This is a genomic window from Caballeronia sp. (assembly GCF_049581465.1).
Taxonomy (GTDB): domain Bacteria; phylum Pseudomonadota; class Gammaproteobacteria; order Burkholderiales; family Burkholderiaceae; genus Caballeronia.
Genome location: NZ_JBAUSA010000506.1, coordinates 1 through 6,771 on the forward strand (window position 1 = coordinate 1; position 6,771 = coordinate 6,771).

Annotated in this window: 7 protein-coding genes; all 7 read left to right on the forward strand. The window is 60.0% G+C overall.

Annotation, left to right across the window (positions count from 1 at the left end; translation table 11 throughout):
- On the forward strand, nucleotides 1-1,429 hold a 1,429-nt coding region (gene ubiB / locus WCA53_RS12435), incomplete at its 5' end, for a ubiquinone biosynthesis regulatory protein kinase UbiB (protein WP_423910096.1).
- A 6-nt stretch (nucleotides 1,430-1,435) separates the two neighbouring features.
- Complete coding sequence (locus WCA53_RS12440) at nucleotides 1,436-2,074, forward strand: methyltransferase domain-containing protein (RefSeq protein WP_423910100.1); 639 nt, start codon at nucleotides 1,436-1,438, stop codon at nucleotides 2,072-2,074.
- Nucleotides 2,075-2,298: 224 nt separating this feature from the next.
- Nucleotides 2,299-2,736: an FmdB family zinc ribbon protein gene (locus tag WCA53_RS12445; protein WP_423910103.1), complete on the forward strand. Its 438-nt coding sequence runs from the start codon at nucleotides 2,299-2,301 to the stop codon at nucleotides 2,734-2,736.
- A 154-nt stretch (nucleotides 2,737-2,890) separates the two neighbouring features.
- The gene (locus WCA53_RS12450; RefSeq protein WP_423910106.1) at nucleotides 2,891-3,547 is read left to right on the forward strand and encodes a DUF502 domain-containing protein; all 657 of its coding nucleotides are present in this window, start codon (nucleotides 2,891-2,893) and stop codon (nucleotides 3,545-3,547) included.
- A 76-nt stretch (nucleotides 3,548-3,623) separates the two neighbouring features.
- A complete protein-coding gene (gene aspS, locus WCA53_RS12455; protein WP_423910109.1) occupies nucleotides 3,624-5,426 on the forward strand; it encodes an aspartate--tRNA ligase in 1,803 nt (600 codons plus the stop codon).
- A 129-nt stretch (nucleotides 5,427-5,555) separates the two neighbouring features.
- Nucleotides 5,556-6,032, forward strand: a complete 477-nt coding sequence (gene nudB, locus WCA53_RS12460) for a dihydroneopterin triphosphate diphosphatase (protein ID WP_423910116.1) — start codon at nucleotides 5,556-5,558, stop codon at nucleotides 6,030-6,032.
- A partial coding sequence (locus tag WCA53_RS12465) for a phospholipase D-like domain-containing protein (protein WP_423910113.1) occupies nucleotides 6,029-6,771 on the forward strand: 743 nt, incomplete at its 3' end. The genes nudB and WCA53_RS12465, both read left to right, overlap by 4 nt.

The following is a 6,771-nucleotide window of genomic DNA, read 5'->3' on the forward strand; positions in this document are numbered from 1 at the left end:
GCGTTTGCGCCTCGCGCTCGAAAGCCTCGGCCCGATCTTCGTGAAGTTTGGGCAAGTGCTGTCTACGCGTCGCGACCTGCTCCCCGTTGATATCGCGGACGAACTCGCAAAGCTACAGGATCAGGTGCCGCCATTTGATTCGGGCGTAGCCATTGCAATCGTCGAGAAAGCGCTGGGCGCGCCCATCGCCGTGTTGTTCGATGACTTCGAGCGCATACCCGTGGCCAGCGCATCGATCGCGCAGGTGCACTTTGCCAAGATCAAGACCGGCGTGCACGCGACCAAGGACGTGGCGGTGAAGGTCTTGCGGCCGAACATGCTGTCCGTGATCGAATCGGATCTCGCGTTGTTGCGCGATATTGCCTACTGGACCGACCGTCTCTGGGCGGACGGCAAGCGTCTGAAGCCCCGTGAAGTGGTTGCGGAATTCGATAAATATCTGCACGACGAACTCGACTTGATGCGCGAGGCCGCGAACGGCAGCCAGTTGCGGCGCAATTTCGAGGGTCTCGATCTCCTGCTTGTTCCAGAGATGTACTGGGACTTCTCCGCGTCCAACGTGCTGGTGATGGAGCGTATGGTCGGCGTGCCGATCAGCCAGGTCGAGGTGCTGAGAGCCGCGGGCGTGAACATTCCGAAGCTGGCTCAGGAGGGCGTCGAGATCTTCTTCACGCAGGTGTTCCGCGATGGCTTCTTCCACGCCGACATGCATCCCGGCAACATTCAGGTGAGCCTTGCGCAAGAGACGTTTGGGCGTTATATCGCGCTGGATTTCGGCATTGTCGGCGCGCTCTCCGACTTCGATAAAAATTATCTCGCACAGAATTTCCTGGCCTTTTTCAAGCGCGACTATCACCGGGTTGCGACGCTGCATCTGGAGTCGGGCTGGGTCCCGCCGAATACGCGCGTCGAGGAGCTGGAAAGCGCAATCCGCGCCGTATGCGAGCCCTATTTCGATCGCGCACTGAAAGATATTTCGCTCGGTCAGGTGCTGATGCGGCTTTTTTCGACATCGCGACGATTCAACGTCGAAATCCAGCCGCAACTCGTCTTGCTGCAAAAGACCATGCTCAATGTGGAAGGTCTCGGCCGTTCGCTCGATCCGGAGCTTGATCTGTGGAAAACGGCGAAACCGTACCTCGAACGCTGGATGAACGAGCAAGTCGGCTGGCGCGGCTGGTATGAGCGGCTGAAACTCGAAGCACCGCAATGGAGCAAGACGCTGCCGCAGTTGCCGCGGCTAATTCACAACATGCTGGCCGACCGACACGACCAGTCGCCGGGCGGCAACGACGAATTGATGCGCAAACTTCTTCGCGAGCAGAAGCGGACCAATCGCCTGCTCGCAGCGTTGCTGATTTTTGGCCTGGCGGCGGGGGCAGGTATCGTTGCGGTTAAATTGTGGCAGTTCTTAGCGTATGGAAGCTGACCCGACATGATCGATACTCCCAAGCCCCACGTGCCCATCGACGTACCCGCATTCAATACCCGCGACCCGAATTCCCCCGATTTCTGGGACGAACGCTTCAATCGGCAGTACACCCCTTGGGACCAGGCGGGCGTTCCGCAGGCGTTTCAGGTTTTCGCGACGGATAATCGAGACACGCTGAAAAATGTCCTCATTCCGGGCTGCGGCGCTGCCTACGAAGCGCTTTGGCTGGCGCGCGAAGCCTGGTCGGTCAAGGCGATTGATTTCTCGCCGAGCGCCGTTGCCACTGCACGCGAGCAACTGGGCGAACATGCGCAGGTGGTCGAACAGGCCGATTTTTTTGCGTATCAGCCGCCGTTTGACATCGACTGGATTTACGAGCGTGCATTTCTGTGCGCGTTACCGCCCGAGCGCGGACCGGAATACGCCTCGCGCATGGCCACGCTGCTGAGGCCGGGCGCACTCCTCGCCGGGTTCTATTTTATTGGCGCGACGCCCAAAGGGCCGCCGTTCGGTATCGAAAGGGATGCGCTCGACGCGTTGCTGACGCCGTATTTCGAGCAAGTGGAAGAGCACCCAGTGAGTGGTTCCATCAACGTCTTCGCGGGGCGCGAGCGCTGGATTACCTGGCGTAGGCGCCCGTAACCGGTTGCATCGACCGGTCGATGACGCCCGCCCTTCGAAGGCGGACGGCGAACGGGGCCGCACCCGCTCGCTGCCTGTCAGTTTCGGCAAAAGCAACGGCCGCCAACCTCCCGGATCAAGCCGAAACCCGCGCGCGTGCGCCCGAATTTAAGGGGCCGCTGATGGTTTGCGGCTATAATTCAAGGCTTTGCAAGCGTTGAAACGTTAATCGTAGGAAGAGTGACATGCCCATCTACGCGTACCGCTGCGAGTCCTGCGGCTTCCAAAAAGACGCGCTACAGAAAATGAGCGATGCGCCGCTTACCCAGTGCCCACAATGCGGGAAGGATAGCTTTCGCAAGCAGGTCACTGCCGCCGGCTTCCAGTTGAAGGGTTCGGGCTGGTATGTAACCGACTTCCGCGGCGGCAATAACGGCGCACCTGCCGCGAAGAAAGACGACGGTGCGACCGCAGAAACGAAGAGCGACGGCGCGTCGGACTCCAGTAAGGAATCAGGTAAGGAGCCGAGCAAGGAGTCCGCTAAGGACTCAGGTAGCGCAGCCGCAAAAAGCGATTCGTCGAGTACGAGTACGAGCGCGCCGGCATCGGACAGCTCGAAATCGAGCACCGCGAGCACTTCGAGCCCGACGGCGTCGCCACCGTCATCGTCCGGTTCCAACTGACCGATCGATGCATACGCACGGCGTTTCATGCTGCACGCTACGGCCCGTAGTTTCCGATTGCACGCACGATTCTCTCCGCCCGAAACCGCTGAAGGCTTCGGGGCGGCGAACCAGCCAAACCGTGAAGCCGCGGGGCGGCCTTCCGGCTGTGTAAATGACGACCAAAAAGACTACGCTGAAATCTGTGTTTCTCACCGGCTTGCTGGTGCTGGTTCCGCTCGCGATCACGTTGTGGGTCATCCGCCTCGTGATCGGAACCATGGACCAGACGCTGTTGCTATTGCCGGAATCGTGGCAACCCGAGCGCGTATTCGGCTTCCATTTGCCGGGCCTCGGCGCAGTGCTGACCCTTGCTTTCATTTTCGTCGTGGGCTTGCTCACGCAAAATTTCATCGGCCAGAAACTGGTCGAGTGGTGGGACGTGATCGTGCGTCACATCCCCGTGGTCGGGCCGCTGTATACCAGCGTCAAACAAGTGTCGGATACGTTGCTTTCGAGCAGTGGCAACGCATTCCGCAAGGCACTGCTGATCCGCTACCCGCATTCGGGTTCTTTTACCATCGGTTTCCTGACGGGCATTCCGGGTGGCGACGTGGTCAATCACCTGACTGAAGAGCATGTGAGCGTCTACGTGCCGACCACGCCGAATCCCACGTCCGGTTTCTTCCTGATGGTGCCGAGAAGCGAAGTCATCGAGCTCGACATGTCTGTCGATGCTGCGTTGAAGTACATCGTCTCGATGGGAGTAGTCGCGCCGCCCATGCCGCAAGCCCAGGCCGCGCCGCGTCGCCCCGTCGATCCGCCGCTGTAATGCCGGCGTGTCGCGAACAGCGTTTCACTTGTTCGCGACACGCCGTTGATCAATGAATAACGAAAGACACAACATCATGTCGATGAGATCTGAATACTGCGGTCTGGTGACCGAAGCCCTGCTGGGCCAAAGCGTTTCGCTGTGCGGCTGGGTACATCGCCGGCGCGATCACGGCGGCGTTATTTTTATCGACTTGCGGGACCGCGAGGGTCTCGTGCAGGTTGTCTGCGATCCGGATCGTGCCGAGATGTTCGCGGTCGCCGAGGGCGTGCGTAACGAGTTTTGCGTGCAGGTGAAAGGCCTGGTGCGCAGCCGTCCCGAAGGCACGGCGAACGCTGGCCTCACGAGCGGCAAGATCGAAGTGCTGTGTCACGAGCTGAACGTGCTGAATGCGTCGGTGACGCCCCCGTTCCAGCTCGACGACGACAACCTCTCGGAAACCACGCGCCTTACGCATCGTGTGCTCGACCTGCGTCGTCCGCAGATGCAGCAGAACTTGCGCTTGCGTTATCGCGTGGCGATCGAGGTGCGCAAATACCTGGACGCGCAGGGTTTCATCGACATTGAAACGCCGATGCTGACCAAGAGCACGCCTGAAGGCGCGCGCGATTACCTCGTGCCGTCGCGGACGAACCCGGGACAGTTCTTCGCGCTGCCGCAATCGCCGCAACTGTTCAAGCAACTGCTGATGGTGGCGAACTTCGATCGCTATTACCAGATCGTGAAATGTTTCCGCGACGAAGATCTGCGCGCTGATCGGCAGCCGGAATTCACGCAGATCGACTGCGAAACGTCGTTTTTGACAGAACAGGAAATCCGCGATCTGTTCGAAGCGATGATCCGTCACGTCTTCAAGGAAACGATCGGCGTCTCCCTGGACGAGAAATTCCCGGTGATGCTGTACTCGGAAGCCATGCGCCGTTTTGGCTCCGACAAGCCGGACTTGCGTGTGAAGCTGGAATTCACCGACATGACCGACGCCGTGCGCGACGTCGATTTCAAGGTGTTCAGCATTCCGGCCAACTCGAAGGATGGCCGCGTGGCGGCGCTGCGCGTGCCGCGTGGCGCGGAATTGTCGCGTGGTGACATCGACGGCTATACGGAATTCGTGCGCATCTACGGCGCGAAGGGCTTGGCCTGGGTCAAGGTCAACGACGTGACGAAGGGCCGTGACGGCTTGCAAAGCCCGATCGTGAAGAACCTGCACGATGCCGCGGTTGCCGCGATCATCGAACGCACGGGCGCACAGGACGGCGACATCATTTTCTTCGCAGCGGATCGCGCGAAAGTGGTAAATGACAGCCTCGGCGCGTTGCGCCTCAAGATTGGCCATTCCACGTTCGGTCGTGCAAACGGCTTGTTTGAATCGGGCTGGAAGCCGCTGTGGGTAACCGACTTCCCGATGTTCGAATACGACGAAGAAGACAACCGCTACGTGGCCGCGCATCACCCGTTCACGAGCCCGAAGGACGAGCATCTCGAATATCTGGAAACGGATCCGGGCCGCTGTCTCGCGAAGGCTTACGACATGGTGCTCAATGGCTGGGAAATTGGCGGCGGATCGGTGCGGATCTATCAGGAAGAAGTGCAGAGCAAGGTCTTCCGCGCACTCAAGATCAATGCTGAGGAAGCGCGGACCAAATTCGGCTTCCTGCTCGACGCGTTGCAGTACGGCGCGCCGCCGCACGGTGGTATCGCATTCGGGCTGGATCGCATCGTCACGATGATGGCGGGTGCCGATTCCATCCGCGACGTGATCGCGTTCCCGAAGACGCAACGCGCTACGGATTTGCTGACGCAGGCGCCAAGCGAAGTGGATGAGAAGCAGTTGAAGGAATTGCATATTCGCTTGCGTCAGCCGGAACCGAAGGTGCAGTAAAGGGACTGGAGGCGCTCGCTTCGACGTAATTGCAATAGCTGAAACGAAAAAGACGCCAATGGCGTCTTTTTCGTTTTTTGGGTTACATTCTTCGGCCAGCTTCCACGAATGGCACGAAACAATCCCACCATGCCCAAGCCGCCGAAAATTCCCGAATCCGTTCTGGTCGTGATACATACGCCCGAACTCGACGTACTCGTGATCGAACGCGCCGACCGCCCGGGGTTCTGGCAGTCCGTAACCGGCTCGAAAGATCATATTGACGAGCCCGCGGCACTCACTGCCGCACGCGAAGTGGCCGAGGAGACGGGCATCGTCGTCGGCTCCGCGGGCGTGCCGGAGCGCTCGCTGATCGATTGGCATCATCGGATTGAATACGATATCTATCCCGAATGGCGGCATCGCTATGCCGAGGGCGTGGTGCGCAATGTGGAGCACCAGTTCAGCCTGCTCGTGCCGCATGGCATTCCCGTCACGCTTTCGCCGCGTGAGCACACGGCATATGTCTGGCTGCCGTTTCGCGAAGCGGCGGCAAAGTGTTTTTCCTGGTCGAATCGCGAGGCGATCCTGCAATTGCCCGAGCGGCTCGCGGAGCACAGCCGGTGATCGGCTTCGGCGCGCCGAAAATCCGCTTCGCCCGGCTCAAGCTGGCGTTGTTTCGCGGGCGGCGTCCTGGAAGGCTTTGCTTCACCGTGGACAACACGGTGCGCCTGCTCCAAACCGGTGAGGCCTTTTTCCCCGCACTGATCGAACGCATCAATGCGGCTACCCGCGAAGTGTCGCTCGAAACCTACATCTTCTCCGACGACTCCGCCGGCCGCGCCGTTTCCGACGCGCTCATGGACGCGGCGCGGCGTGGCGTGCGCGTTCGCGTGATCACGGACGGTATAGGCAGCGTGAAAATTCCGCTATTCGATGAATGGCCGAAGGCAAACATCGAGCATCGCATCTATAACCCGCATCTATTTGGCGAGCTCGGATTTTCGCGAACGCATCGCAAGCTGGTGGTCATCGATCATCAGATAGCGTTCTGCGGCGGCATCAATATCACCGATGACTTCCAGCAAAACGGGCTCAAACTGGAGTTCGCACGCTGGGATTTTTCGATCGAAACGCAAGGCCCGGTGGTGGCGGACGTGCGCGAGGCGTTCGAGGTCCAATGGCAGCGCATTCGGCTAGGCGTGAAACCACACCGGTCGGGGCTGGAGGAGGGCGAGCAGAGCGTGGCCGAGTCGACGCGATTGAACCGCCGTGCAGCGCGCACGCGACTGCGGGCGCGGCGCGGCTTGATTCACGCGGTAGATCGGCCCTGCCTGGCGTTTGTGGCCCGCGATAACCTCTTCAA

Bases quoted from the DNA above. Each gene is read 5' to 3' on its own strand.
- aspS (WP_423910109.1), top strand. From the start codon at position 3,624: ATGTCGATGAGATCTGAATACTGCGGTCTGGTGACCGAAGCCCTGCTG.
- WCA53_RS12440 (WP_423910100.1), top strand. From the start codon at position 1,436: ATGATCGATACTCCCAAGCCCCACGTGCCCATCGACGTACCCGCATTC.
- WCA53_RS12445 (WP_423910103.1), top strand. From the start codon at position 2,299: ATGCCCATCTACGCGTACCGCTGCGAGTCCTGCGGCTTCCAAAAAGAC.
- nudB (WP_423910116.1), top strand. From the start codon at position 5,556: ATGCCCAAGCCGCCGAAAATTCCCGAATCCGTTCTGGTCGTGATACAT.
- WCA53_RS12450 (WP_423910106.1), top strand. From the start codon at position 2,891: ATGACGACCAAAAAGACTACGCTGAAATCTGTGTTTCTCACCGGCTTG.